Genomic DNA, 25,823 nt, shown 5'->3' with positions numbered 1-25,823 from the left:
GTTTACTCGGCGGCCTCCGAGGTCGAGGCCGGGCCGACCTTGGAATTGTGCAGGTCGACGTTGAGGCCGAGCGAGCGCATTTCCTTGACCAGCACGTTGAACGATTCCGGAATACCGGCCTCGAACGTGTCGTCGCCGCGCACGATCGCCTCGTAGACCTTGGTGCGGCCGGCCACGTCGTCCGACTTCACCGTCAGCATTTCCTGCAGCGTGTAGGCCGCGCCATAGGCTTCCAGCGCCCACACCTCCATTTCGCCGAAGCGCTGGCCGCCGAACTGCGCCTTGCCGCCCAGCGGCTGCTGGGTGACGAGCGAGTACGGGCCGATCGAACGGGCGTGGATCTTGTCGTCCACGAGATGGTGCAGCTTGAGCATATAGATGTAGCCCACCGTCACCTTGCGATCGAAGGGATCGCCGGTACGGCCGTCATAGACGGTCGACTGACCCGAGGCGTCGAGACCGGCAAGCTTCAGCATCTCCTCGATGTCGGCTTCCTTGGCACCGTCGAACACCGGCGTTGCAATCGGCACGCCGTGGCTCAGGTTGCGGCCGAGCTCGATCAGTTCGCTGTCGTTGAGCGACTTGATCGTCTCGTCGTCGCCATAGATCCGCTTCAACGTCTCCTTCAGCGGCTTGGCGTCCTGCCTGCCGAGATAGGCGTCGACCGTCTGGCCGATGCGCCTGCCGAGGCCGGCACAGGCCCAGCCGAGATGCGTCTCGAGGATCTGCCCGACATTCATGCGCGAGGGCACGCCGAGCGGATTGAGCACGATGTCGACATGGGTGCCGTCCTCGAGGAACGGCATGTCCTCGATCGGCACGATCTTGGACACCACACCCTTGTTGCCGTGACGGCCGGCCATCTTGTCGCCGGGCTGGATCTTGCGCTTCACCGCGACGAAGACCTTGACCATCTTCATCACGCCGGGCGGCAGCTCGTCGCCGCGCTGCAGCTTCTCGACCTTGTCGAGGAAGCGCTGCTCGAGCCCCTTCTTCGATTCGTCGTACTGCTTGCGCATGGCTTCGATCTCGCCCATCAGCTTGTCGTTGGGCGAGGCAAACAGCCACCACTGCGACTTCGGATACTCGTCGAGCACCGCGCGGGTGATCTTGGTGTCCTTCTTGAAGCCCTTCGGACCGGCAATGCCCTGGCGGCCTTCCAAAAGTTCGGCAAGGCGGCTGTAGACGTTGCGGTCAAGGATCGCCTGCTCGTCGTCGCGGTCCTTGGCGAGACGCTCGATCTCCTCGCGCTCGATCGCCAGCGCACGCTCGTCCTTGTCGACGCCGTGGCGGTTGAACACGCGCACTTCCACGATCGTGCCCTGCACACCCGGAGGCACGCGCAGCGAGGTGTCGCGGACGTCGGAGGCCTTTTCGCCGAAGATCGCACGCAGAAGCTTCTCTTCCGGCGTCATCGGGCTTTCGCCCTTCGGCGTGATCTTGCCGACCAGGATGTCGCCGGCGCGCACTTCCGCGCCGATATAGACGATGCCGGCCTCGTCGAGGTTCTTCAGCGCTTCTTCCGAGACGTTCGGAATGTCGCGGGTGATTTCCTCAGGGCCGAGCTTGGTGTCGCGCGCCATCACCTCGAATTCCTCGATGTGGATCGAGGTGAAGACGTCGTCCTTCACTATCCGCTCGGAGAGCAGGATCGAGTCTTCGAAGTTGTAGCCGTTCCACGGCATGAACGCGACCAGCACGTTGCGGCCGAGCGCGAGCTCGCCGAGATCGGTCGAGGGACCGTCGGCGATGATGTCGCCCTTCTTGACGGTGTCGCCGACCTTCACCAGCGGACGCTGGTTGATGCAGGTCGACTGGTTGGAGCGCTGGTACTTCATCAGCCGGTAGATATCGACGCCCGACTTGGTCGGATCGAGATCTTCCGTGGCGCGGATGACGACGCGGGTGGCGTCGATCTGGTCGATCACGCCCGAACGGCGCGCCGCGATCGCGGCGCCCGAGTCACGGGCGACCACGCCTTCCATGCCGGTGCCGACGAACGGCGCTTCCGCACGAACCAGCGGCACCGCCTGGCGCTGCATGTTCGAGCCCATCAGCGCGCGGTTGGCGTCGTCGTTCTCGAGGAACGGGATCAAGGCCGCAGCCACCGAAACGAGCTGCTTCGGCGACACGTCCATGTAGTCGACCTTGTCCGGCGTGACCGGGATGTTCTCGCCGGCGTGACGGCAGACCACGAGGTCCTCGGTGAAGCGGCCGCGGTTGTCGAGCGGCACGTTGGCCTGAGCGACGCGGTAGCGCCCCTCCTCCATCGCCGACAGATACACCACCTCGTCGGTGACGCGGCCGTCCTTGACCTTGCGATAGGGCGTCTCGACGAACCCGTACTTGTTGACGCGCGCGAAGGTCGCGAGCGAGTTGATCAAGCCGATGTTGGGACCTTCCGGCGTCTCGATCGGGCAGATGCGGCCGTAATGCGTCGGGTGCACGTCGCGCACCTCGAAGCCGGCCCGCTCGCGCGTCAGGCCGCCCGGTCCGAGCGCCGACAGGCGCCGCTTGTGGGTGATCTCCGACAGCGGGTTGGTCTGGTCCATGAACTGCGAGAGCTGCGAGGAGCCGAAGAACTCGCGCACCGCGGCTGCCGCGGGCTTCGCGTTGATCAGGTCCTGCGGCATCACGGTGTCGATGTCGACGCTCGACATGCGCTCCTTGATGGCGCGCTCCATGCGCAACAGGCCGATGCGGTACTGGTTCTCCATCAGCTCGCCGACCGAGCGGACGCGGCGGTTGCCGAGATGGTCGATGTCGTCGATCTCGCCCTTGCCGTCGCGCAGGTCGACCAGCGTCTTGATCACCGCAAGGATGTCCTCCTTGCGCAGCGTGCGCTGGGTGTCGGGCGCGTCGAGGTCGAGGCGCATGTTCATCTTGACGCGGCCGACCGCGGACAGGTCGTAACGTTCCGAGTCGAAGAACAGCGACTGGAACATGGCCTGTGCGGATTCCAGCGTCGGCGGCTCGCCCGGACGCATCACGCGGTAGATGTCGAACAGCGCGTCCTCGCGCGTCATGTTCTTGTCGGCGTGCAGCGTGTTGCGGATGTAGGCGCCGACATTGACGTGGTCGATGTCGAGCAGCGGCAGCTCCTTGTAACCCTGCTCGTTGAGCAGCTTCAGGAGCTTCTCGGTGATTTCCTCGCCGGCTTCGGCGTAGATCTCGCCGGTCTTCGGGTTGACGAGGTCCTCGGCGACGTAGTTGCCGACCAGCTCATCGTCCGACATGCGCAGCGCCTTCAGCCCCTTCTCCTGGAGCTGACGCGCGGCGCGCACGGTGAGCTTCTTGCCGGCCTCCAGCACGACCTTGCCGGTGTCGGCGTCGATCAGGTCGTTGATGGTCGAATAGCCGCGGAAACGCGCGGCGTCGAACGGCACGCGCCAGCCTTCCTTGGTGCGCTTGTAGATGATCTTCTTGTAGAAGGTCGACAGGATCTGCTCGCCGTCGAGCCCGAGCGCGAACATCAGCGAGGTCACGGGGATCTTGCGGCGGCGGTCGATGCGCGCGAACACGATGTCCTTGGCGTCGAACTCGATGTCGAGCCAGGAGCCGCGATAGGGAATCACGCGCGCGGCAAACAGGAGCTTGCCCGAGGAATGGGTTTTGCCCTTGTCGTGATCGAAGAACACGCCGGGCGAGCGGTGCATCTGCGAGACGATGACGCGCTCGGTACCGTTGACGATGAAGGTGCCGTTCATGGTCATGAGCGGGATGTCGCCCATGTAGACGTCCTGCTCCTTGATGTCCTTGACGGACTTGGCGCCGGTCTCCTCGTCGATATCGAACACGATCAGCCGCAGCGTCACCTTGAGCGGCGCGGCAAAGGTCATGCCGCGCTGGCGGCACTCGTCGACGTCGTATTTCGGCGGCTCGAACTCATAGCGGACGAACTCCAGCATCGAGGTGCCGGAGAAGTCGGAGATCGGGAACACCGAGCGGAACACCGCCTGCAGGCCCTCGTCCGGCCGGCCGCCCTGGGGTTCGTCGACCATCAGGAACTGGTCATAGGACGCCTTCTGAACCTCGATGAGGTTCGGCATCTCGGCCACTTCCTTGATGTGTCCGAAGAACTTGCGAACGCGTTTGCGACCGGTGAATGTCTGCTGCGCCATCGTGGCCTCTCTCTCGCGCCACCCTCTGCCGGCGGCGTTCCAGAGCGCGGCAAGCGCCGCGTCCGGGTTGAATTTCGATCCATTTCGAGCGGCCGAAGCCCAAGTTCAGGGTCAGGGGTCCTGAATTTGTTCTTCAGACCTTCAAAACGCAAAACGACGTGCGGGGCGACCATCGTCGCGCCCGCCCGTCAAACCATCATCTTTACGGACTGCAAAAGCCCGAAATCGCCTATCTCCCAACGACCTCGCGCGGAAACTTTCGCTCCCGCCACGCGACCGTGCTTTCGTGCTGCCAGCCCGATATGGGATGGCAATCGTGAAGTTTCGAGGGGCAAACCCTCGAATCCCCACACTTTTTCGTGTCTGGCCTGCTCCGGACCGGTCCCGTCGCACGCCTTTTGCTTGTCTCGTTCGGGGCCGGAACCGGCTGGAGCCGGCCCTCGTCTCGATCGCGATCCCGGGGGTTTCGGCTTGCGCTCGCCCCCGGGGAACTGAATCCCGGGTCTCGCTGCGCTCGCCCGGGATTTCGCTCGCGTAACCGTGCGGTTACTTGAGCTCAACCTTGGCGCCAGCCTTCTCGAGCTGGGCCTTGATCTTGTCGGCTTCGTCCTTGTTGACGCCCTCTTTCACCGGCTTGGGAGCGCCTTCGACGAGGTCCTTGGCTTCCTTCAGCCCGAGGCCGGTGATGGCGCGGACTTCCTTGATGACCTCGATCTTCTTGTCGCCGGCAGCGGCGAGAACGACGGTGAACTCGGTCTTCTCCTCGGCCGGAGCGGCAGCTCCGCCGCCAGCGCCCGGAGCCGCGGCAACCGCGACGGCAGCGGCGGCCGAGACGCCCCACTTCTCTTCGAGAAGCTTGGCGAGCTCGGCAGCCTCGAGCACAGTGAGATTCGACAGGTCGTCGACGATTTTCTGCAAGTCAGCCATTGATCAGTTCCTTGAAGTGTTGGTTCGAACCAGTTTTGAGTTTTGCGAAGGGTGTCAGGCCGCTTCGCCCTTTGAGGCATGAGCCTGAATGACGCGTGCGAGCTTGGCCGCGGGCGCGTTGGCGAGCTGGGCGAGCTTGGTTGCCGGAGCCTGGATCAGGCCGACAAGCTTGGCGCGCAGTTCGTCGAGCGACGGCAGCGAGGCGAGCGCCTTCACGCCGTCAACATTCAGGACGGTCTTGCCCATCGAGCCGCCGAGGATGACGAACTGTTCGTTCGCCTTGGCGAATTCGATGGCAACCTTTGGCGCCGCGACCGGATCATTCGAAGTTGCGATCACGGTCGGCCCCTTCAACAGGGGACCGATGGCTGCGACGTCAGTGCCTTCAAGAGCAATTTTGGCGAGACGGTTCTTCGAGACCTTCACCGCCGCGCCCGCCTGCTTCATCTGCCTGCGCAGGTTCTGCATCTGGGCCACGGTGAGGCCGGAATAGTGAGCAACGATCGCGACGCTCGTGGTCTTGAAGACCGCGTTGAGCTGTTCGACCGCCTCTTTCTTTGCCGCTCGTTCCACAGCAAGCTCTCTCCGGTTGGCGGTCTTCGCGTTCTGAAGGCTCGGACCGCCGGGTTGCTTTGATCGCCCAACCCGAAAGCCGGCCTTCAAGACTTGAGGTCTTCAAGGACACGCCGGGCCAGACGACATTCGGTAGCCTGCCCTTCCGGAACCCTTGCGGGCCGCGGAGTGTCGAGGTTCGAACCAAACCAGCCCCACCGGCAAGGCCGCGGGGCAAAAATCCGGTCTTCACCCGTCTATGCAGGCCATGCGATTAAGCCGTTGAAGAAACGTTCAAGTTTCATCGCGGGCGCCTGCAGTCTCGGACAGGACGGGACCATCCAGCATGCCGGATGCTCCCTGCGCGCGTTCCATCCCGCAGCGACGCGGTTTTCCATCCTTTCGAGTAATCCAAGCGGACGCCTCAAAAGGAATGGTCTCCTGTTCGTTCGGTTTTGGAATGCGCGCACGAACGCGCCAGCGACCGCCAGCACGTCCGGAGGCGGCTGTTTAGCCGGTCTCGAACGGCTTGCCAAGAGCAAAATTCAGACCAGTTTTGCCCCGAAGGGCCGCCCGCAAGAATTCTTCCCCGCGATGTCACACCGGGGCCTGGCCGCTCGTCTGGTGCGGCAGAGGTCACCATGCAGCGATGGATCGCGGGAATTCTAGGGGCATTCAACGTCGCCAACGGGCTTGTGATGCTGTTTGCCGGTTCCACCTGGTGGGCAAGCGTCCCCGGCGTACCCGAAACCGGCCCGTTCAACCCGCATTTTGTCCAGGACGTCGGTGCCGCGTTCCTGGCGGCCGGCCTGGCGCTTGTCGCGAGGGCCTGGCGACCGGTGTATTGGCCGGCAGCCTTTGCCGGCGCCGCCTTCCTGGCCGCTCATGCCGCGATCCATCTCGTCATGATCGCGGGCGGTCACGACCATCATGCGGCGGCTGATCTCGCGACCGTCGTGCTGCCCGCAGTGCTTGCCGTCTACTCAGCTTGGCCAGCCAAAGGAGAACACCATGCGTAAGTTCATCGCACGCCGGATGCTGCGGGCATTCAGCAAGCGCTACGGCTACGACACGGGTTACGTCGAGGCGGTGCTGCGGGATTCGCCCGCGGCCTTCTTCAAATTCGCTCCCGTGATGAAGGCGGCCAACCATCGCGAGGTGGTTCCGGCGGAAGCAAGCTTTGCCGCCAAGATCGCCGGCGCGATGGCGGAAGATTGCGGGCCGTGCACCCAGCTGGCGGTCGACATGGCGCTTGAAGCAGGTGTGGCGAAAGACCAGATCGAGGCCGTGCTTCGCCGCGACACCAGGGCCATGACGGAAGCGACGGTGCTTGCCTTCCGCTTTGCCGACGCGATCATCCGCCGCCGGCCCAACGACGACGAATATCGCGACGCCGTCCGGGCGCAGTGGGGGGACAAGGGCGTGATCGACTTGACCATGGCGCTGCAAATCGGCCGTCTTTTCCCGATGATCAAGCTGGCGCTCGGATATGCGAAGGAGTGCCGTCGCGTGAGCGTGGGCGGCCACCATGTCGATGTCATCAAGCAAGCCGCGTGACCAAGATCCCCTCGCGCCGCATCGCGGGCGGCTGACCGGGCTCGCCTATCGCATGCTCGGCAGCCGCAGCGACGCCGAGGACGTCGTGCAGGACGCCTATCTGCGCTTCGCGTCCGCGCAGGATGTCCAGAACCCGGAAGCCTTTCTCGTCACCATCGTGACCCGGCTTTGCCTCGACCGGCTGAAAAGCGCGAAGGCGCAGCGCGAGGTCTATGTCGGCTCGTGGCTTCCCGAGCCGGTATTCGATGCCGAGGACCTTTCGGCGGATCGCGCAACCGAGCTTGCCGACGACCTCTCCTTCGCGCTGCTGCTTGCGCTCGACCGGCTGTCGCCGCTGGAGCGGGCGGCGTTCCTGCTTCACGACGTCTTTGACACGCCGTTCGCCGACGTCGCCCGCATGCTCGATCGCAGCGAGGCCGCCTGCCGCCAGCTTGCGGCCCGCGCGCGTCGCGCGGTTCGCGACCAGCGCCCCACGCCCGCCGCACCGCCCGAGAACCACGCCCGGCTGCTGCAGGCCTTCGCGGAGGCGGCCGCAAGTGGCGACGTCTCGCGGCTTGCCGGACTATTGCGCGAAGACGCGCTCCTGATTGCCGACAGCGGCGGTCACAAGGCGGCGCCGCGCAATCAGATCTTTGGCGCCGAGAAGGTCGCGCGCTTCTTCGTCGGCGTCGCCAACAAGAATGCCGGCCGCGACATTCGCATGGTGCCGATGATGATCAACGGCACGGCGGGCGCCCTGATCTATCTCGACGGCGAGATCGATTTCACCACGAGCATCGCGATCGACGGCGAGAAGATCGCGGCGATCTACCTCGTGCGCAACCCGGACAAGCTGCGCCACGCGCCGCCCGCCTGGCCGGGAGAGCGCCTCAGCTGACGGGATGGGCGAGCGGCCTGCCTTCGAAAAAGGCGGTCAGATTGGCGATCACGCAATCCTGCATCGCGGTGTGCGACTCAAGCGTATGGCCGCCGATATGGGGGGTGAAGACCACGTTCGGAAAGGCGGTCAGGGCATCGGGGCGGTGCGGCTCGCTGGCATAGACATCGAGCCCCGCGCCGGCGATCGTCTTGTCGGCAAGCGCCTGGACCAGCGCCGCCTCATCGATGACCGAGCCGCGGGCGATGTTGACGACCGTGCCCTCCTCGCCCAGCCGCTTGAGGATGTCGGCATTGACGGCATGGTGGGTCTCGGCGCCGGCGCGGACCGCGATGATCAGCACGCTGCACCAGTCGGCCAGCGCTGCAAGGCTGTCGAAGAATTGATAGGGCACATCGTGTCGGCTGCGGCTGAAATAGCCGACCTCGGCCTCGAAGGCGGCGGCGCGGGATGCGATCTTGCGGCCGATCTCGCCCATGCCAAAGATGCCGATCTTGCGGCCGGGCATGCCGGCCCGGGGGCGCATCATCGGCGAGGGCTTTGCGGCGGCCCAGTCGCCGCTGCGCACATAATGGTCCGCAACCAGGAGCCGCCGCGTCGCCGCCAGCATCAAGGTCATGGCGATATCGGCAACCGACGCCGCGTTGGCCCCGGGACTGTGCCCGACCGCGATGTTGCGGCTCGCCGCCGCCTTGAGGTCGACGCCGTCATAACCCGTGCCATAGCAGACGATCGCGCCTAGCTTCGGCATGCGGTCCATGGCCTCGCCGCCGAGCGGCGTGCTGCCGGCGGTGATCATGGCGCGGAGGCCGGCGAGCTCGGCTTGCGGAAACACCTCGTTCGGCGGCTTGCCGCCGGCATCGAGCAGATCGAACCGCTCACCGATCCGCAGCATCAGCGCCTTGGGAAAGCGCGAATAGATCAGGACCTTTTCCGGCATCGACCAATCCCTCGAAACGCGAAGGGCGGAATCGGTTGCCCAATTCCGCCCTCGCCTGTCCTTGTCGCTTCAAATCCTCAGCCGAGGATCGAGCTCGGTTCCACCTTCACGCCCGGCCCCATGGTCGAGGACACCGCGACGCGCTGGATGTAGGTGCCCTTGGCGCCGGCCGGCTTGGCCTTGGCGACCGCATCCGCGAGCGCCTTGGCGTTGGCCACCAGCTTGTCCTCGGAGAACGAGGCCTTGCCGACACCGGCCTGCACGATACCGGCCTTCTCGACCCGGAACTCGACCGAGCCGCCCTTGGCGCCCTTCACCGCGTTGGTGACGTCCATCGTCACCGTGCCGATCTTCGGGTTCGGCATCATGCCGCGCGGACCGAGCACCTTACCCAGCCGGCCGACCAGCGGCATCATGTCGGGGGTGGCGATGCAGCGGTCAAAGTCGATGTTGCCGCCCTGCACCCTCTCGACCAGGTCCTCGGCGCCGACGACGTCGGCACCCGCGGCCTTGGCTTCTTCCGCCTTGGCGCCTCGCGCGAACACGCCGACGCGCAACGTGCGGCCGGTGCCGTTCGGCAGGTTGACCACGCCGCGCACCATCTGGTCGGCGTGACGCGGGTCGACGCCGAGATTGATCGCGATCTCGATCGTCTCGTCGAACTTCGCCTTCGCCCGCTCCTTGACCATCTTGATGGCCTCGTCGAGCGGATAAAGCTTGGTGCGGTCAACACCATCGCGGGCCTTCTTCAAACGCTTTCCAATTGTCATGGCGCTTACCCCGCAACTTCCAGGCCCATCGAGCGGGCCGAGCCCTCGACCATCTTCATGGCCGCTTCGATGGAGTCGCAATTCAAGTCCTTCATCTTCTTCTCGGCGATCTCGCGCACCTGCGCCTTCGTCACCTTGCCGGCCTTGTCGCGGCCCGGCGCCTTCGAGCCGGACTGGATCTTGGCCGCCTGCTTGAGGAAGTAGGACATCGGCGGCGTCCTCATCTCGAAGGTGAAGGAACGGTCCGCATAGATGGTGATGACCACCGGGATCGGGGTGTTCTTCTCTTCCTTCTGGGTCTGCGCGTTGAACGCCTTGCAGAACTCCATGATGTTGAGACCGCGCTGACCAAGCGCGGGACCGATCGGGGGCGACGGATTGGCCGCACCCGCCGGCACCTGCAATTTCAGGTATCCGGTCACTTTCTTTGCCATTCTCACACTCCTGTTGTGCCGGTCACATCGCCGGCGGTTTCAGGTTCCGTGGTCCGGTTCGAGTGCGGCTGGCTAACCGCCCTCTCCTCCCACGGCCTCTCTTCACACGAAGCCGAGGCTTCGCGTGCTGCCGGTCAGACCTTCTCGACCTGACCGAATTCCAGTTCGACCGGCGTGGCGCGGCCGAAGATCGAAACCGCGACCTTCACGCGCGAACGCGCCTCGTCGATTTCCTCTACCACACCCGAGAAGGAAGCGAACGGCCCGTCGGCCACCCGCACGTTCTCGCCGATCTCGAACGACACCGACGCCTTCGGCCGCTCCACGCCCTCCTGCACCTGGTGCAGGATGCGCATGGCTTCGGCTTCCGAGATCGGCATCGGCTTGTTCTCGGCGCCGAGGAAGCCGGTCACCTTCGGCGTGTTCTTGATGAGATGGAACGCCTCGTCGGTCAGCTTCATCTTCACCAGCACGTAGCCCGGGAAGAACTTGCGCTCGGCGTCGATCTTGCGGCCGCGGCGCACCTCGGTGACCTTCTCGGTCGGCACCAGCACCTGCTCGAACAGCTCCTCGAGCCCACGCTGCTTGGCCTGCTCGCGGATCGATTCCGCGACCTTCTTCTCGAAGTTCGAATAGGCGTGGACGATGTACCAGCGCTTGTCCGCGGTCTGGATTGCTGCGTTTGCCATCAGTGGATGCCCAGCAACAGAGTGACGACGTAGCGGATGACCTGATCCGCGGCGAAGAAGAAGATGGAGGCGAGCGCAACCATCACGAACACCATGATCGTGGTGATCGTGGTCTCGCGGCGGGTCGGCCAGGTGACCTTGGCGGTCTCCGAGCGCACTTCCTGCAGGAATTTGAACGGGCTGAAAGCCATCGTTGAGCAGTCCATATCCGTCCCAGGGGGAACGAATTCATCAAAGCCTTGGGAATCCGGACAGCCGACCTTTGCCCAACCCTCGCTTGAAGGTGAGCTACCAACAGAGCTCGTTTGTCCGGGGATTTGTTAACGCCGCGCCGGAGATCCGCAGCAAAGCGGGCCGGCAGCAGGTGGCGGGTATCTACTGCGAGACCGGCAAAAGGTCAAGGTATTGGACGACGCGGCAACCACCTGCCGGCGACCAACGGCGTTCAAAGCGCACGGCCTCGGCTGCATCTTCTTCCGCAAGAAGAGGTCTCGCCGTCTCGCGTAACCCCTTGATTTAGCTGGCAGGAGTGGCAGGGCTCGAACCTGCGACCCCCGGTTTTGGAGACCGGTGCTCTACCAATTGAGCTACACTCCTGCATGGACCGACGCGCCGCTTCGATCCGCGCCGTTTCAAGCATAGGGCACCGCCCCAATGCAAGGGCGCTTAGCGCCGCGCGACCTGTTCAATCCGAAACTTGTCCGTCACAGTTCTCGTCCTGCAACAAGGAGAGGTCGGGAAGATCATGGACGCCCAAACCGCCAGCCGCGCCACCGTTCCGCAGACACCTTCCCTGCCCCAGGCCAAGCCCGCCTCGCTTGGGCTTTCGCCGGCGCGGCTGCAGGCCATGTCCGACGCCTTCCGGCGCGAGATCGACAAGGGAACCCTGCCTGGCGTGACCATCCTGGTCGCACGCAAGGGGCAGATCGGCTGGTTCGACACCATCGGCCGGCAAAATCCGGCGACGTCAGCGCCGATGGCGCGCGATTCCATCTTCCGCATCTTCTCCATGACCAAGCCGATCGTCTCGGTCGGCATCATGATGCTGCTGGAGGAAGGCCGCCTCCTGCTGAGCGACCCGCTCGCCAAGTTCATCCCGGAATTCGCCGACCAGAAGGTCGGCGTCGAGAGCAACGGCAAGCTCGAGCTCGTGCCGCTCGCGCGACCGATCACGATCCAGGACCTGCTGCGCCACACGTCCGGGATCACCTACGACCACACCGGCAACGGCCTCGTGCAGCAGCTCTACCAGAACTCGCGGCTGCGCAGCCGCAAGATCACCAATCAAGAGCACGCCGCGCTCGTCGCGAGCCTGCCCCTGATCTGCCAGCCCGGCGCGGAATGGAACTACAGCCGCTCCACCGACATCCTCGGCCGCATCCTCGAGGTGGTCAGCGGCAAACCCTTGGGCGCCTTCCTGACCGAGCGCATCCTCGCACCGCTGCAGATGACGGAGACCGGTTTCCACACCGGATCGGAGAACGCCCCCCGGCTCGCCGAGCCGTTCCCGGCCGATCCCTGGACCGATGAGCCGGTGCAGCTCTTCAACATGCTGGACAGGCCCGCGATGGAATCCGGCGGCGGCGGGCTCGTCTCCACCACCATGGACTATGCGCGCTTCTGCCAGATGCTGCTCAATGGCGGAGAGCTCGACGGCGCGCGCATCATCGGCCGCAAGACGCTCGCGCTGATGGCGTCAGACCATCTCGGGCCGCGGGTGAAGATCAACGGCACGCTGCTATCCGCAGGTCATGGCTTCGGCCTCGGCTTTGCCGTGCGCACGCAAGGAGGCATCGCGCCGTTTCCCGGCTCGGTCGGCCAGTACTTCTGGAGCGGCATCGGCGGCACGTTCTTCTGGATCGATCCGGCCGAGGAGCTGTTCGCCGTGTTCATGTCGCAGGGCCCCGGCCAGCGCGAATACACCCGCACGCTGGTGCGCAATCTGGTCTACGCCGCGGTGGAGTGAGCCGAAGGGTCATTCCGGGGCGCGCGTGAGCGCGAACCCGGAATCTCGCGCCTTGACTTCGGGATTCCGGGTTCGTTCGCCAGAGGCGAACGCCCCGGAATGACGCTCCGCCTCAACTGATCGTGGCGCCGCCGTCGATCACCATGGTCTGGCCGGTCATGAAGTCGCCGGCCTTCGAGCCCAGGAACACGGCAGCGCCTGCGATCTCGTCGGGAATGCCGATGCGCAACAGCGGCGAGCGCGCGGTCGAGGCCTTCAGGTTCTCCGGATTGTCCCACAAGGCTTTGGCGAAATCGGTCTTGATCAGGCCCGGCGCGATGCAGTTCACGCGGATATTGTGCTTGCCGTACTCGCAGGCGAGATTGCGCGCGAGCTGCATGTCGGCGGCCTTCGAGATCGCGTAGGCGCCGAGGATGGTCGAGCCCTTGAGGCCGCCGATCGAGGACACGATGATGACCGAGCCGTCCTTGCGTTCGATCATCTGCGGCACCACCATCGAGATCAGCCAGTTGTTGGCGACGATGTTGTTGTCGAGGATCTTGCGGAACTGGTCGTCGGAAATGCCGGCGAGCGGCCCGTAATAGGGATTCGACGCCGCGTTGCAGACCAGCACGTCGATCCTGCCGAAGGCGCGGTTGCTCTCGTCGACGAGGTGCTGCAGGTTTTCCTTGCTTGAAATGTTTGCCGCGATCGCGACCGCTTTGCCCTTGCCGAACTTGTCATTGATCTCTTTTGCGACCTGATCGCAGACATCGGCCTTGCGCGAGGAGATCACGACTTTGGCGCCGTGCTCGGCCATGCGTTCGGCGATGGCGCGGCCGATGCCGCGCGTCGAGCCGGTGATAACAGCGACCTTGCCGGACATATCGAACAGACTCATGTTTTCCTCCCGATCGTTGTTGCTTCAGACTCACGCAAGCTTGCTGGTCGTCACTTCAGGTCCCGCCGGCTGATGCATCGCGGCGTGCCTTGCGTCCGCGATCCATGGCTGCTGGTTCACAAAGGGAAGCCGCCAGATCGAGCGGCCGGGGCTTGCGAAATGGTCGAGCCGCGTCACCGAGCAATTGTCGATATCGAAGGCGAGGCCTTTTTCCGGCTGGCCGTCGAGCGCGAGCCCGACCGCGGCCTTGATGGTGCCGCCATGGGCCACGGCGATCACGTCGCGGCCCGCATGCTCAGTCATGACACGTTCGATCGCGCCCCTGGTGCGATTGTAGAGGTCCATGAAGCTTTCGCCGCCCGGCGCCGGCTCGTTGATATCGGCGAACCAGTGGCTGCCGGCCGGGCGGGACGCGAGGAACGCGGCCCGGTTCGTGCCCTGCCATTGCCCGAGATGCTGCTCGGCGAAGGCCTTTTCCCTGGCCATCTGGGTCGGCTTCGGAAAACCCACGGCCCAGATCGCTTCCGCGGTCTGATGCGTACGCATCAGGTTGCTGGCGACCCAGACCGCATCGCGCGGCAGGATCTTGGCAACAGCCTCGAACACCTCGCGATCGCTGGTATCGCAGGCGATGTCTGTCTGGCCGTAGATGTTGCCGCCGTCGCTGCGCACCGGCGCGTGACGCACCCACCACCATCGCGTCGTGACGACATTCGGCCGATCTTCACTGGTCATCGCGACGCCCTTCCCTTCTCCGTGCTGTCGCTGTACGTCAGAGCTTGTATCGCCTCAAGTCACTTCGCTGTTTGGAATCCTGTTTGAATTCCGCGTAGCGGGATCACTTTCGCGACCGCTCGCAGCACAATCCAGGGAGACGCATATGGGCCGCCTTCAGGACAAATCGGTCGTCATCACCGGCGCCGGCAGCGGCATCGGGCGCGCGGCTTCGCTGCTGTTTGCGAAGGAAGGCGCCAGGCTGATCGCGGTCGATCGCAGCGAGGCCGTCAGGGAGACGGCCGACGCCGTGCGCAAGGCCGGCGGCAAGGCCGAGGCCGTGATCGCCGATGCCGGCTCGGAGAAGGACGTCATCGACTTCATCGGCGCGGCGGTCGAAAAATATGGCCGGCTGGACGCGATCTGGGCCAACGCCGGGATCAGCGGAGGGCTGGTCCCGCTCGCCGAGCAGACGGCGGAGCACTGGCAGGAAATCCTGCGCATCAACCTGATCGGTCCGTTCCTCGCCGTGAAGCACGCGATGGTGCACATGATCCGGCAAGGCGCGGGCTCGATCGTCTGCACCGCGTCGGTCGCGGGGCTGAAGGCCGGCGCCAGCGGGCATCCTTACGCCGCAAGCAAAGCCGGCGTCATCAGCCTGGTGCAGACGACGGCCTATTCGCTGTCCGGCACCGGCGTGCGCATCAACGCGGTGTGTCCGGGGCTGATCGAGACCGGCATGACCAAACCGATCTTCGATCGCGCCAAGGATCGCGGCACCGAGGACAAGATCGGCCAGCTCAATCCCCTGAAGCGCGCCGGCCAGCCGCACGAGATCGCGGCGATGGGCCTGTTCCTGGCGAGCGACGAGGCGTCCTATGTCAACGGCCAGGCATTCCCGGTCGATGGCGGCCTCACCGCCTCGATGCCGTATGCCGGCAAGCCGGTGTGAGCGGCGGCGCCTCCGCCGTCATTGCAAGCGAAAGGAAGCAATCCGGTCACGAGCAGACTGGATTGCTTCGTCGCTTGCACTCCTCGCAATGACGTTGTGGCCTGCTAGCGCACCGGCATCGGCGGCCGCGGCACGGAAGCGAGCTCGGGATCGAGCGGTGCCTGCGGCGGCGGTGGCGGCACGTAAGGCGCGGGCGCAATGGTCTGCGGCGGCGGCATCGGCGCGGCGGCGGCCTGCGCAGGCCGGTAAGTATAGGTCTGCGGCATCGGCCGGTGCACGGGCGGCGCCACCGCGGCGACCGGGCGCGGCGCGGCCTTCGGCCGCGCATTCACATCGGCCTTTGCATCGGCCCTGGCGATCTCGCGCGACATCTTTTCCTGCGTTGCCTTGAGCTCGGCAATGCTGGCCTTGAGCTGCTCGATCTGCTGCGTCGCGGCCGCCAGATCGCGCGACATCGACTGCAATTGCGACCCCTGGTCGGCCGCAGGCGCTGCCGCGGCTGGCGTGGCGGTGGAGGCGGACGCGCTCGAAGCAGGAGCATTCGAGGTGGAAGCGCTTGACGTCGAAGTGCTTGACGTCGAAGGGCCTGGCGCGGCGGCTGGCGTCGCATCCGCACTGGCGTCGGTCGCGGCGGCCGGTTGCGACGGCGCATCGGAGGTTGCTGCAGCGGCCTGCGCCGCAGGCTGATCCGGCTCCGGCGCGGCCTGGCTCTCGGACGGCGCGATCAGCGCGAGCGGCGGAATCCACGTGGCGATCATCTGCCTCGCCGCCCCGCCATGGGTGTGCCAGGCGGCGGCGCCGATCGCGCTGACCAGCGCGAACATGAAGCCGACAGCCGCGCGCGCCGCCCAGGTGCGGAAGCCGGAGCGTGAACCGCGCCTTGCGCCGCGGACATCGGTCGCGCGAAACGTCGTGTCGACCGGCGGCACCGACGGGCCGGCGGAGAAATCGGCGGCCGCGCGCGCCCGCGCATCGGGGGCGCGGCCGGCGCTCGCCAATACGCTTTCGATCTCGGAAATCTTGTCGGCGCGCGAAACGTCCTGCCGCGCGGCGAGAACGACGTCGGGCGTCAACACCAGCACGTCGTGCGGATCGTCTTTCAGGTTCTGCGTGAATTGCATTGGCGCTTCCTGCTCGAGTCCAATGTCACCCGCGATCGGGGACGGCCGGCGGACCAGCGCCGGCTCGATCACGTTCTGCCCTGCCCATCACACACAAGCCCGGTTTGACCAAAGCATGGCGAGAGCATGGAGGTTATGAGGCTATACAGGCCCGAAGGAACCCGCCTTGGCGCGAGGCATCGCGCAACAAAAAAGCGCGAGCCACCTGTCTCGCGCTTCCTTGTCTTACACCGCGCCGGCCTTCTGCGCGTATTCCCAGGATGCCTTCGACAGCGGCACGGTGCGCTTCGCCGACTCCATGGCCTTGGCGCTTGCCGCGGTGCCGTCGCGGATGCGGCCGGCAATGCCCTGCGTAATGCCGGCAAGCCGAAACAGGTTGTAGGCGAAGTACCAGTTCAAATCCGGCATCGCCATGCCGGTGACGTCAACATAGACCCGTGCCGCCTCTTCCTGGGTCGGAATGTTGAGCGCCTTGAAATCGGCGCCGGCCAATCCCGGCATGACCCATTGCATCAGAAGATAGGTGAAATCGGCCATGGGATCGCCGAGCGTCGATAGCTCCCAATCGAGCACCGCCAGCACCCGCGGCTCGGTGGCGTGGAAGATCATGTTGTCGAGCCGGTAGTCGCCATGCACGATCGAGACGCGCTTCTGCTCAGGCAGCGTGCGCGGCAGCCACTCGATCAGCTTCTCCATCTCGGGGATGTGCTGGGTCTCCGAAGCACGATACTGCTTGGTCCAGCGATCGACCTGGCGTGCGAAATAGTTGCCGGGCCGCCCGAAATCGCCAAGGCCGATCTTCTCGGGATCGAACGAGTGCAGCTTGGCCAGCGTCTCGATCTTGCTTTCGAAGATTTTCCGCCGCGCCTCCGGCGGCTGGGCCGGCAGCGTCGGGTCCCAGAACACCCGCCCCTCCTCCATCGACATGATGTAGAAGGCGGCGCCGATCACGGCATCGTCGGTGCAGAGCGCATAGGCCTTCGCGACCGGAAAGCCCTGCCGGCCGAGCGCGTCGATGACGCGGAATTCGCGGTCGACCGCATGCGCCGACGGCAGCAATTTGCCGAACGGCTTGCGGCGCATCACGTAGGAACGGCCGGGCGTGTCGAGCCGGTAGGTCGGATTGGACTGGCCGCCCTTGAACTGCAGCACGACCAGCGGGCCGGCATAGCCCTCGACATGCTCGCGCATCCAGCCATCGAGGCGCAGCTCGTCAAAGCGATGCCGCTCCTCGACCGGCTTGGTGCCCGAAAACTCCTCGTCCTTCCTGACGCCCTCGGCCACGCTGACGCTCCCCCGATTTTCTGATCCGTCATTCCGGGGCGATGCGCAGCATCGAACCCGGAATCTCGAGATTCCGGGTCTGGTCCTTCGGACCATCCCGGAATGACGGCAAAGAGAGCGCTATCCGCGCTCTCCCTCTCTTAGTTCATCGGAGAGTTTGCATACTTCCGAAGTTCAAGTCTGGCAATGGCGCGGTTATGCACCTCGTCGGGACCGTCGGCGAGCCGCATGGTGCGCATCGAGGCGTAGTCGCGCGCAAGGCCCGCGTCATCGGAAACGCCGGCGGCGCCGAAGGCCTGGATCGCGTGGTCGATGATCTTGAGCGCCATGTTGGGCGCGGCGACCTTGATCATGGCGATCTCGAGCTGCGCGGTCTTGTTGCCGACCTTGTCCATCATGTCGGCGGCCTTGAGGCACAGAAGCCGGTTCATCTCGATATCGGTGCGGGCCTCGCCGATGCGCTGCTCCCACACCGAGTGCTCGATGATCTTCTTGCCGAAGGCGGTGCGTGAGGAGAGCCGCTTCACCATCTTCTCCAGCGCCTCCTCGGCCTTGCCGATGGTGCGCATGCAGTGATGGATGCGGCCCGGGCCGAGCCGCCCCTGCGCGATCTCGAAACCCCTGCCCTCGCCGAGCAGGATGTTGCTGGCGGGCACGCGGACGTTCTCCATCAGCACCTGGGCGTGACCGTGCGGCGCATCGTCGTAGCCGAACACCGGCAGCATCTTCTCCACCGTGATGCCCTTGGCATCCAGCGGCACCAGGATCTGCGACTGCTGCTGGTGGCGCGGCGCCTTCGGATCGGTCTTGCCCATCACGATCGCGATCTTGCAGCGGGGATCGCCGACACCCGACGACCACCATTTGCGGCCGTTGACAACATAGTGGTCGCCGTCGCGCTCGATCCGCGTCTCGATATTGGTGGCGTCGGAGGACGCCACCGCCGGCTCCGTCATCAGGAAGGCGGAGCGGATCTCGCCGTCCATCAGCGGGCGCAGCCACTGCCGCTTGTGCTCCTTGGTGCCGTAGCGGATCAGCACTTCCATGTTGCCGGTGTCGGGCGCCGAGCAATTGAAGACTTCCGAGGCCCAGCCGATGTGGCCCATCTCCTCGGCGAGCGGCGCATATTCGAGGTTGGTCAATCCCGCGCCCCGGAATTCCTCGTCCTCATGCGAGGACGGCGGCAGGAACATGTTCCAGAGGCCCTCGGCCCGCGCCTTCTTCTTCAGATCTTCCAGGATCGGGATGACCTTCCAGCGCGCGCCTTCGGCGTCCTGCTGCTGGTAGATCGGCACCGCGGGACGAACGTGCTTGGTCATGAAGGACTGCACTCGGCTTAGCCATTCCTTCTGCCTGTCCGACATCGTGAAATCCATGGGGCGCTCCTCGCTTGGCTTGCTCACTGGCTGAACGAATTCTTTGGCGGGCACTTTCTGCCCGCCATCTGCCGGCCGCAAGAGCCGTCACGACTCCGTGACATCGCGGCCGCGGGACCGGGCCGCCGATCCGCGCCTTGCGATGCGGATTGACATTTTCCCGTCTTCAAACGATAGTTTCATACAATTGTTTGAAATGCAACGCCCGAAAACGGGACCCCTGATCATGCCGAGCGACCGCACCCGCAGCGCCATCCTCGCCGCCGCCGAGCGGCTTTATGCCGAGCGCGGCTTCGGCGAGGTGACGCTGCGCGACATCGTGGCGGCAGCCGAGGTCAACCTCGCGGCTGTGAACTATCACTTCGGTTCCAAGGACGAGCTGATCGCGGAGCTGTTCGTCACCCGCAGCCTGGCGCTGAACCGCGAGCGGTTACGCCAGTTGCGCGCGGCGGAAGAAAAGGGCGGCGACCACGCCGAGGTCGCCGACATCCTGCGTGCATTGGTGGGACCGGCGCTGCGCGGCTCGCTGGGCGCGGCCTCCGAGCACTCGGCGGCGGCGCGCTTCATGATCCGCGCCTCGATCGAGGCGGTGCCGCCGATCCACCGCATCAAGAACCGCGAGATCGACCATTTGCGCAAGTTCACCGCCGCGTTGCGCCGGGCGCTGCCGGAGCGCGACGAGGTCGAGCTCTATTGGGGCCTGCACTTCGCGCTCGCCATGGCGCACCAGACCGTACGCGACAGCGAGCGGCTCCTAAAACTGTCGGACGGCCAATGCAACCTCGACGACGTCGATGATGTGATCGAGCGCATCGTGAGGGTCGCGACGATGGCGCTGACGGAAGGAGCTGCGAAGGAAAAGCCGCGCGCGGCCGCCGGGGTCGCCGCAGGGGCCTGACGCGTTATTGATCGAGGTCTACCGAGACCCCACCCTCCCCCTCGAGGGGAGGGTGAGCCAACAACCGTTGCCGCAAATCAATTCAAGCGCGTGAAAGGCTAGATCACGCCCTCGTTCTTCAGCATCTCGCACTTCGCCTCGTCATAGCCGATCGAGGCCAGCACCTCGACCGTGTGCTCGCCGAGCAGCGGCGGCGCGCGATAGTCGGTGATGGGGGTCGCGGAAAAACTCAGCGCGTTGCGGATCAGCGAGAGCTGAGGCTCGAAGGGATGGTTGACCTTGACCTCCATGCCGCGCTCGCGCACATGCGGATCGGCGAACACCTGCGCAAAATCGTTGACCGGACCGCAGGGAATGCCGGCCTTCTCCAGCTCGTCGTGCCAGTAGGCGACCTTGTTCTTCAAAAACAGGCCGGCGAAGATCGCCATGATCTCCTTGCCGTGCGCGACGCGGTCGTTATTCCTGACGAATTTCGGGTTGGTCGCGAGCTCCGGCTCGCCGAGCACGTCGCAGGCGCGCGCAAACTGCGCGTCGTTGCCGACCACCAGCATCAGTTCGCCGTCGGCGCAGCGGAACACGCCCGCCGGCATGCCGCCATTGCCCCAGGTGCCGCGGCGCGGCGGCGTCTTGCCGTTGACGAGATAGATCTGCGCGTAATGCGACAGCGAGGCGATCACGGTGTCGAACAGGCAGACGTCGATGTGCTGCCCCTCCCCGCCATTGACCTTGCGGTGATAGAGCGCGGCCAAAATGCCGATCGAACTGTTCATGCCGGTCATGTAGTCGACGATGGAGGGGCCGACCTTCATGGGACCGGCACCGGGCTCGCCGTCAATGTGGCCGGTGACGCTCATCAGCCCGCCCATCGCCTGGAAGATCGCGTCGTAGCCGGCGCGCGGCGCGTAGGGGCCGGTCTGCCCGAAGCCCGTGACCGAGCAATAGATGATGCCGGGATTGACCGCGCGGATCGATTCATAGTCGAGGCCATAGCGCTGGAGATCGCCGACCTTGTAATTCTCAATGAAGACGTCGACACTCCTGGCGAGTTCGCGGACGATCGCCTGCCCCTCGGGATCGGCGATGTTGATGGTGATCGACTTCTTGTTGCGGTTGGCGCAGAGGTAGAACGAGTTGTTGTTGTTCGCCCTGCCCTCGGGGTCGGCAAGGTAGGGCGGTCCGAAGGCGCGCGCGTCGTCGCCGGTGCCGGGCCGCTCGATCTTGATCACGTCGGCGCCGAGATCCGCCAGCATCTGCGCCGACAAGGGCCCCGCGAGCACGCGCGTCAGATCAAGAACTTTGATGCCTGAGAGCGGCAAGGCCGACATGCGTTCCTCCGGGCTTTTCGGCGTGGGGGTGGCGCGGGAATGCCTCACCGCGCTCACCCTTTGCCGATACACCATTTTGGCATGCCGTGCACTGCGTTCGCGGCATGCCGCTACCCGCCTGACGCCGCTGGATGCCGGTTCACGGAACCCTGCCAGCGCACGCCGGCCGGAAGAAATTGCGCAACGAGAAAAATTTCACCGGGCAAAAAATTCTGCGTGCGGCCGTTTCCCGACCCAGCCGCTGCAAAACAAGGCGTTTTTGCCTCACGCCGCTGATGGCACGCCCGTTGCTTGCTGGCCGGCGACGGAGTGCACAATGCAAATACCTTCCCTCACCTCAGGGCTGCTCGGCACGCGCAATCCGAGCCCGATCGGCTCGACGAGCGGCAGCGGCGCGACGGCGTCGTTGACCGCCGTCCCTTCGCAAGATGACAGCGTCGAGCAGGCGTTTCTCAACTACGCCAAAATGAGCCCGATGGAGCGGCTGCGCGCCAATATTCTCAAAAGCATGGGGCTCACCGAAGACCAGTTGAAGTCGATGCCTCCCGAGCAGCAGAAGGCCGTCGAGCAGAAGATCGAGCAACTGATCAAGGAGCAGCTCGAGAAGAACGCGGACAAGCAGGGCCAGGTCTTGGACGTCACCGCCTGACGCGTTCTGCTGAGTCGCCTGCCAGGCGCCCCGCCCGCCTCTACACCATCGCGATACAGTCGATCTCGATGTCGAACGGTCCGGTCCATTCGGGGATGCAGACATAGATGCGCGCCGGCGGATCTTTCGGAAAGTGCCGGGCATAGATCGCATTGACGACCGGGAAATACGCCGCCGAGGTGCAGAAGATGTTGCACTTCATCACATTGTCGAAAGACGCGCCGGCGGCCTGAAGGCAGCGCCCGAGCTGCGCCAGCACGAGCTCGGTCTGGCGCTCGATCGGCGCGCGGATGATCTCGCCCGTCTCGGGGTCGAACGGCGGCAGGCCAGAGACGAAGATCATGTTGCCGGCGCGCGTCACCGGTGACGCCGGCGCGTTCCAGCGCTCCAGGTAGGTGGAATACGGCTCGACGCGCACGACTTCCCGTTTCATGGCTATGCCTCCAGAGGGATCGGGATGCACTCAAGCACGGCCGGAGCACCACATGCTTCGGCGCTGGCCGAAGTGTCGTTGCCTGAAAATCGGCGTAGCGCGCAGGCAAAGCGCTCCCTAGCCGCTTCGCTCCATCGCCAGCTCGGCCTTGAGGCTCGCGAGGTCGCGATAGATCGAGGCCACCGCCATGACGCGGCCGTCGACGCGGTATTCGACGAGGCAGTCCCGGTTCGCGATGCTGCCGTCGATCCGGATCTCGTCCCATTTCTCGGCATGCCCGACATAGTTGATCGGCACGTCGTAATGCTGGCTCCAGAAGAACGGCACGGCATCGAAGCGCTCGCGCTGCCCCAGCATGTTGCGCGCCGCGGTCTGGCCCTGCCGTTCGGCGACGACCCAGTGCTCGACCCTGATGTTGGCACCGCTGTGCGGATCGGGCCAGCGCGCGATGTCGCCGGCGGCGAAGATGCCGCTCGCGCTGGTCTCGAGCTGGGCATCGACGGTGACGCCGCGGTCGGTCGCAAGTCCGGCCTGCTCGGCAAGCAAGACGCGCGGCCGCACGCCGATTCCGACGACGACCACATCGGCCTCGATCGTGCCGCCGCCCTTCAGGAACGCGCGCTTGCCGTCAATTCGCGCCACCGTGTCCTGCAGATGAAAGATGACGCCGTGCTCCTCATGCAGCGCGCGCACGAAGTCGCCCATCTCGGCGCCGAGGATACGCTCCATCGGCCGCAGCTCGGGAGCGACGACGTGAACCTCGAGATTGCGGGCGCGCAGGGATGCGGCCGCCTCGAGCCCGATGAAGCTCGCGCCGATCACCAGCGCCCGCTTCGCGCCCTCGGCCGCCGCGATGATCGCGCGGCTGTCAGCGAGCGTGCGAAGCGTCCGCACATGCGGCTGGTCGGCGCCTGCGATTTGCAGGCGCACGGGTTCAGCGCCGGTTGCGAGCAAGAGCCGGTCGAACGGCACCGCGCCGCCGTCGGCCAGCGCGACGCTGCGGCCCTTCGCATCGATCGCGGCGACAGCCGTATTGAGCCTGAGGTCGATGCCCGCCTCCCGGTAGTAATCGTCCGGGCGCAGCGGCACCCACTCCTCGGGCGCGCTTCCCGCCAGATAATCCTTGGACAGGTTGGGCCGATCGACTGGCGGCGCGGCATCGTCGCTGAGCATGGTGATGGCGCCGGCAAACCCCTCCCGCCGCAACATCTCGGCGGCTGCAAATCCGGCGCCGCCGCCGCCAACGATCACGATCCTGCCGGGCGCAGCCGTATGACGGGGAGCGGCGCGCGAGACCTCGCGCTTGCGCCGCACGAAGATCCTGTCCCGTTCGTGCTCGACCTGCCAGACCGCAAGGTCGCTCAGCGCGGGCGGCCGAACCGCCTCGCCGCTGCGCAATGAGAAGCAGGCATGGTGCCAGGGGCAGCGGATCGTGTCGCCGACCACGAACCCCTCCGCGAGCGGGCCGTGGTAGTGGCTGCAATAGGGATCGATCGCCAGCACCTCGGCGCCGAGCTGCACCAGGAGCACCTCGTCGTCTCCGACATGGCCGAGCAGCTTGCCGTCGGCGAACTCGGCAAGCATCACGCCCTGGGTCAGGTCCGGTCCGCTCGGCTTCTTTTGCTCGCTCATGACGGTTTTCTCCTCTCGGCGTATCCTCACTATCCCCGATGAAGCGAACGACGTTAAGTGGACGGCCTGGGGCGAAACAAGTTCCCGAAGAACCGACGGCAGATCAAGGCAAGGCATCGTCGCGGCCGGCTCACGAACCATGGTCGCTGGTTCCCGATCGTCCTTACCGCTCGTTTCCGCCGATCCTTCAGGTTCTTACCTTCATCCGGCCCGAGACGCTCGTCCGCTGGCACCGCTCAGGCTTTCGCTGCCGTTGGCGCTGCAAGTCACGATCTTTGGGAGGTCGGCCGCAGATCGAGGCTAGGCCGCGTGCGCTGATCCGGCGGATGAGCATGGACAACCCGCTTTGGAGCGCGCCGCGCATCCACGGCGAACTGCTCAAGCCGGGTTTGAGATCGCGCAGTCGAGCGTCGCCGAGCACATCGTGAAACGGGGGGGCCACCCAGCCAGGATGGCGGACCTTCCTGCGCAACCATGCGCCAGAGCTTGCCGCCATGGACTTCTTCGTCGTCGCGACGATCGGTTTCGACCTGCTCTATGCCCTCGGCCGGCTCAGCGGAGCGGCAGCACCACATTGTCCCCGATCCTCGCGGTCTCCATCACCACTACGCCCGGGGTTCAAGTTTTCGGTACGCGCAGGTCAAAAATCCTGGGTGGCGGGATCCAGGCGCACCGTTTGACGCCCGTCGTTCAGCGACTTGAGGAGGTTTACGTATTGTTCAGGCATCATCAAAAAATGGATTGGCGTCTTCAATCCCATATAGCTGGCTATGCGACCGATGAAAAAAGTGCAGTTGGTCGTCTCCACATTCCATAACGGCGAGGTAGCCTGAAGATGCTTGATATAGGCGAAGACCCGTTTGGCGTCGGCCTCGCTCAAGTAAACTCGATAGCTCGCCGTCAAATATTGCTCGTCGAGATCACCATAGCTTGCGCCCGTTTCAGCGGGCACAAACGTCAGGTGTCCTATCATGTACGGCAGCATTTCCCCCTTCGGATGCAGACCGGCAACCTCGACCTGCTTTTCCGTTGTCTTGCCGTACCAAACAAATGCATGCCCGTAAGATGCTGCCGTGCGGGCGCGAAAATCCACATAGTATGGTCCTTTGGAGGCAGATCCTCGGACCGGCTTTACATCTGGTGTGGTGGGTGAGGCGCTTGGGGAAGCAGAGGCCGTGGCTGTACCGGGCCTGACTCTTGGCGCGCTGCTCTGCTTCTGCTGATCGGTCCGCGCAGCAAGTTGTTGTGCGTTGGCGCTTCCGAATCCGGAGCCCACCGCAGCTGCAAGCACACCAACGCCGAGAACAAACCGCAGGGCGGATTTTCTTCGAGCTACCGTCATCACTTTTTCACGCCCTCGTGCAGCCAAGACGGCCGATGTCATAGGTGTAGTCCGTGGCCAGACGACCGCCCCCAGCCTGGAAGGCCGGGGGCATCAATCGATCCTCGGACTAACCCCTGGTTGTGACGACCGGACCCTTGCCGACAGGGTATTTGCCCACGGGGTACTTGCCGACAGGGTATTTTCCGACCGGAAACTTGCCGATTGGTCCGCTCTGCACGACCGGCTGCGGATGAGGCAAGTCCGCCGCAAAAGCTGTTCCGACAAAGGCCAGCGATGCGGCACCTAGGATGATGTATTTCAACACTGGAATCTCCACCGCCACTTGAGGTCAGTTAAAATAACCCGGCATTCATTATGCGACAATGAGTAGCGACCCAACCA

Annotated in this window: 25 protein-coding genes and 1 tRNA gene; 7 read left to right on the top strand and 19 right to left on the bottom strand. The window is 64.9% G+C overall.

Annotation, left to right across the window (positions count from 1 at the left end):
- Positions 1–2 precede the first annotated feature (2 nt).
- The 3 genes from rpoB to rplJ all read right to left on the bottom strand — a co-directional run bounded on the left by rpoB (position 3) and on the right by rplJ (position 5,621).
- Positions 3–4,121 (bottom strand): DNA-directed RNA polymerase subunit beta, encoded by a 4,119-nt coding sequence (gene rpoB / locus QOU61_RS15480; RefSeq protein ID WP_289659798.1) that lies wholly within the window; start codon positions 4,119–4,121, stop codon positions 3–5.
- Between the two features lie 546 nt (positions 4,122–4,667).
- Positions 4,668–5,048 (bottom strand): 50S ribosomal protein L7/L12, encoded by a 381-nt coding sequence (gene rplL, locus QOU61_RS15475; protein WP_289659796.1) that lies wholly within the window; start codon positions 5,046–5,048, stop codon positions 4,668–4,670.
- Positions 5,049–5,102: 54 nt separating this feature from the next.
- Positions 5,103–5,621 carry a 50S ribosomal protein L10 gene (gene rplJ / locus QOU61_RS15470; protein ID WP_289659794.1) on the bottom strand — a complete coding sequence of 173 codons (519 nt, stop codon included), beginning with the start codon at positions 5,619–5,621 and terminating at the stop codon, positions 5,103–5,105.
- Between the two features lie 620 nt (positions 5,622–6,241).
- Between rplJ and QOU61_RS15465 the strand changes: the two genes are divergently transcribed.
- The 3 genes from QOU61_RS15465 to sigJ are packed head-to-tail and all read left to right on the top strand — an operon-like array spanning position 6,242 to position 8,034.
- Positions 6,242–6,619: a hypothetical protein gene (locus QOU61_RS15465; protein ID WP_289659792.1), complete on the top strand. Its 378-nt coding sequence runs from the start codon at positions 6,242–6,244 to the stop codon at positions 6,617–6,619.
- Positions 6,612–7,157 carry a carboxymuconolactone decarboxylase family protein gene (locus tag QOU61_RS15460; protein ID WP_289659790.1) on the top strand — a complete coding sequence of 182 codons (546 nt, stop codon included), beginning with the start codon at positions 6,612–6,614 and terminating at the stop codon, positions 7,155–7,157. The genes QOU61_RS15465 and QOU61_RS15460 overlap by 8 nt, the downstream gene beginning before the upstream one ends.
- Positions 7,129–8,034 carry an RNA polymerase sigma factor SigJ gene (gene sigJ, locus QOU61_RS15455; RefSeq protein WP_354142530.1) on the top strand — a complete coding sequence of 302 codons (906 nt, stop codon included), beginning with the start codon at positions 7,129–7,131 and terminating at the stop codon, positions 8,032–8,034. Before QOU61_RS15460 ends, sigJ begins: the two co-directional genes overlap by 29 nt.
- On the opposite strand, the gene QOU61_RS15450 is transcribed toward sigJ, so the two are convergent.
- The 6 genes from QOU61_RS15450 to QOU61_RS15425 all read right to left on the bottom strand — a co-directional run bounded on the left by QOU61_RS15450 (position 8,027) and on the right by QOU61_RS15425 (position 11,464).
- The gene (locus tag QOU61_RS15450; RefSeq protein ID WP_289659788.1) at positions 8,027–8,974 is read right to left on the bottom strand and encodes a 2-hydroxyacid dehydrogenase; all 948 of its coding nucleotides are present in this window, start codon (positions 8,972–8,974) and stop codon (positions 8,027–8,029) included. The two genes, sigJ and QOU61_RS15450, sit on opposite strands and share 8 nt — an antisense overlap.
- 77 nt (positions 8,975–9,051) lie before the next feature.
- The gene (rplA, locus tag QOU61_RS15445; protein ID WP_289659787.1) at positions 9,052–9,744 is read right to left on the bottom strand and encodes a 50S ribosomal protein L1; all 693 of its coding nucleotides are present in this window, start codon (positions 9,742–9,744) and stop codon (positions 9,052–9,054) included.
- Between the two features lie 5 nt (positions 9,745–9,749).
- Positions 9,750–10,178, bottom strand: a complete 429-nt coding sequence (gene rplK, locus QOU61_RS15440) for a 50S ribosomal protein L11 (RefSeq protein WP_289659786.1) — start codon at positions 10,176–10,178, stop codon at positions 9,750–9,752.
- Between the two features lie 134 nt (positions 10,179–10,312).
- Positions 10,313–10,867, bottom strand: coding sequence for a transcription termination/antitermination protein NusG (nusG, locus tag QOU61_RS15435; protein WP_289659784.1), 555 nt, complete (start codon positions 10,865–10,867; stop codon positions 10,313–10,315).
- Positions 10,867–11,058: a preprotein translocase subunit SecE gene (gene secE, locus QOU61_RS15430; RefSeq protein ID WP_289659782.1), complete on the bottom strand. Its 192-nt coding sequence runs from the start codon at positions 11,056–11,058 to the stop codon at positions 10,867–10,869. Before secE ends, nusG begins: the two co-directional genes overlap by 1 nt.
- A gap of 330 nt (positions 11,059–11,388) precedes the next feature.
- Positions 11,389–11,464, bottom strand: a tRNA-Trp gene (locus QOU61_RS15425).
- Between the two features lie 148 nt (positions 11,465–11,612).
- Between QOU61_RS15425 and QOU61_RS15420 the strand changes: the two genes are divergently transcribed.
- Entirely contained in the window at positions 11,613–12,833 is a 1,221-nt protein-coding gene (locus QOU61_RS15420) for a serine hydrolase domain-containing protein (protein ID WP_289659781.1), read from the top strand.
- A gap of 112 nt (positions 12,834–12,945) precedes the next feature.
- Here the strand turns inward: QOU61_RS15420 and QOU61_RS15415 are convergent, their stop codons facing one another.
- Positions 12,946–13,713 carry an SDR family NAD(P)-dependent oxidoreductase gene (locus QOU61_RS15415; RefSeq protein ID WP_289659780.1) on the bottom strand — a complete coding sequence of 256 codons (768 nt, stop codon included), beginning with the start codon at positions 13,711–13,713 and terminating at the stop codon, positions 12,946–12,948.
- Between the two features lie 30 nt (positions 13,714–13,743).
- Positions 13,744–14,448 (bottom strand): histidine phosphatase family protein, encoded by a 705-nt coding sequence (locus QOU61_RS15410; protein WP_289659779.1) that lies wholly within the window; start codon positions 14,446–14,448, stop codon positions 13,744–13,746.
- A 145-nt stretch (positions 14,449–14,593) separates the two neighbouring features.
- Here QOU61_RS15410 and QOU61_RS15405 point away from each other — a divergent pair, with 145 nt between their 5' ends.
- On the top strand, positions 14,594–15,379 hold the full coding sequence (locus QOU61_RS15405; RefSeq protein WP_289659778.1) for an SDR family NAD(P)-dependent oxidoreductase: 786 nt from the start codon (positions 14,594–14,596) through the stop codon (positions 15,377–15,379).
- A 104-nt stretch (positions 15,380–15,483) separates the two neighbouring features.
- Here QOU61_RS15405 and QOU61_RS15400 read toward each other — a convergent pair whose 3' ends face one another.
- The 3 genes from QOU61_RS15400 to QOU61_RS15390 form a co-directional block, all read right to left on the bottom strand.
- Positions 15,484–16,500, bottom strand: a complete 1,017-nt coding sequence (locus QOU61_RS15400) for an FtsB/FtsL family cell division protein (RefSeq protein WP_289659776.1) — start codon at positions 16,498–16,500, stop codon at positions 15,484–15,486.
- Between the two features lie 225 nt (positions 16,501–16,725).
- Positions 16,726–17,784 (bottom strand): phosphotransferase family protein, encoded by a 1,059-nt coding sequence (locus QOU61_RS15395; protein ID WP_289659774.1) that lies wholly within the window; start codon positions 17,782–17,784, stop codon positions 16,726–16,728.
- A gap of 140 nt (positions 17,785–17,924) precedes the next feature.
- Complete coding sequence (locus QOU61_RS15390; protein WP_289659772.1) at positions 17,925–19,160, bottom strand: acyl-CoA dehydrogenase family protein; 1,236 nt, start codon at positions 19,158–19,160, stop codon at positions 17,925–17,927.
- Between the two features lie 226 nt (positions 19,161–19,386).
- Between QOU61_RS15390 and QOU61_RS15385 the strand changes: the two genes are divergently transcribed.
- Positions 19,387–20,058 (top strand): TetR/AcrR family transcriptional regulator, encoded by a 672-nt coding sequence (locus QOU61_RS15385; RefSeq protein WP_289659771.1) that lies wholly within the window; start codon positions 19,387–19,389, stop codon positions 20,056–20,058.
- Positions 20,059–20,156: 98 nt separating this feature from the next.
- Here the strand turns inward: QOU61_RS15385 and QOU61_RS15380 are convergent, their stop codons facing one another.
- Positions 20,157–21,383 carry a CaiB/BaiF CoA transferase family protein gene (locus QOU61_RS15380; RefSeq protein WP_289659769.1) on the bottom strand — a complete coding sequence of 409 codons (1,227 nt, stop codon included), beginning with the start codon at positions 21,381–21,383 and terminating at the stop codon, positions 20,157–20,159.
- Here QOU61_RS15380 and QOU61_RS15375 point away from each other — a divergent pair.
- The gene (locus tag QOU61_RS15375) at positions 21,358–22,032 is read left to right on the top strand and encodes a hypothetical protein (RefSeq protein ID WP_289659767.1); all 675 of its coding nucleotides are present in this window, start codon (positions 21,358–21,360) and stop codon (positions 22,030–22,032) included. The two genes, QOU61_RS15380 and QOU61_RS15375, sit on opposite strands and share 26 nt — an antisense overlap.
- 40 nt (positions 22,033–22,072) lie before the next feature.
- Here QOU61_RS15375 and QOU61_RS15370 read toward each other — a convergent pair whose 3' ends face one another.
- The 4 genes from QOU61_RS15370 to QOU61_RS15355 all read right to left on the bottom strand — a co-directional run bounded on the left by QOU61_RS15370 (position 22,073) and on the right by QOU61_RS15355 (position 25,746).
- A complete protein-coding gene (locus QOU61_RS15370; RefSeq protein ID WP_289659765.1) occupies positions 22,073–22,465 on the bottom strand; it encodes a RidA family protein in 393 nt (130 codons plus the stop codon).
- Positions 22,466–22,582: 117 nt separating this feature from the next.
- Entirely contained in the window at positions 22,583–24,097 is a 1,515-nt protein-coding gene (locus QOU61_RS15365) for an FAD-dependent oxidoreductase (protein WP_289659763.1), read from the bottom strand.
- A 640-nt stretch (positions 24,098–24,737) separates the two neighbouring features.
- Positions 24,738–25,481, bottom strand: coding sequence for a hypothetical protein (locus QOU61_RS15360; protein WP_289659761.1), 744 nt, complete (start codon positions 25,479–25,481; stop codon positions 24,738–24,740).
- Positions 25,482–25,548: 67 nt separating this feature from the next.
- Positions 25,549–25,746, bottom strand: a complete 198-nt coding sequence (locus QOU61_RS15355; protein WP_289659759.1) for a hypothetical protein — start codon at positions 25,744–25,746, stop codon at positions 25,549–25,551.
- Positions 25,747–25,823: the final 77 nt, after the last annotated feature.

It is taken from the genome of Bradyrhizobium sp. NP1 (assembly GCF_030378205.1).
Classification (GTDB): domain Bacteria; phylum Pseudomonadota; class Alphaproteobacteria; order Rhizobiales; family Xanthobacteraceae; genus Bradyrhizobium.
This window is presented reverse-complemented; position numbering and strand designations above follow the sequence as displayed.